2 protein-coding genes are annotated in these 441 nt (G+C 72.1%); one reads left to right on the top strand and one right to left on the bottom strand.

From position 1 onward, the window contains the following. Positions 1 to 194 (top strand): hypothetical protein (locus AC1DYG_RS19815; RefSeq protein WP_477641559.1); only part of this gene is annotated, 194 nt, incomplete at its 5' end. Here the strand turns inward: AC1DYG_RS19815 and AC1DYG_RS19820 are convergent. Continuing rightward, positions 191 to 441, bottom strand: a 251-nt coding sequence (locus tag AC1DYG_RS19820) for a hypothetical protein (protein WP_477641560.1), incomplete at its 5' end; no start/stop codon positions are given. The two genes, AC1DYG_RS19815 and AC1DYG_RS19820, sit on opposite strands and share 4 nt — an antisense overlap.

Raw genomic sequence — 441 nt, forward strand, 5'->3', positions numbered from 1 at the left:
ACATAGCCTCGGTCAGCCTCCTGACCTGGGTCGTCATGCCACTGGTCACCCGCATGCTGGGCTTCTGGCTGGAGCCGGGCCGGCGCCCGGGCCGGCGCACCGACACGCTGGGGCTGGTGATCTCGGTGGGATTCCTGACGGCGGCTGCCGTCGTCTTCTGGCTCGCTACGACGGTGGTGTGGACGCTGCCCTAACCCGGTGTGCCCAGGGACCGTCGGATGGTGCGCGCCAGGAACGGGCGCAGCAGCGGTTCGGCGATCCCGCCGGCGCGGACCAGGACGCGGGTCAGCGGGTCCACCGAGATGTGGTGGCGGCCCTGTTCGATCCCCTTCAGCGCCGCGGCCGCGACCTTGTCGGCGGAGACCGGTGCGACTGCGCCGGACACAGCCACGGTCTCCGGCGGCTTGCGGGTGTTCTCGACGGCCAAGCCGGGGGTGTCGG

Source organism: Pedococcus sp. P1_H8 (genome assembly GCF_056405175.1).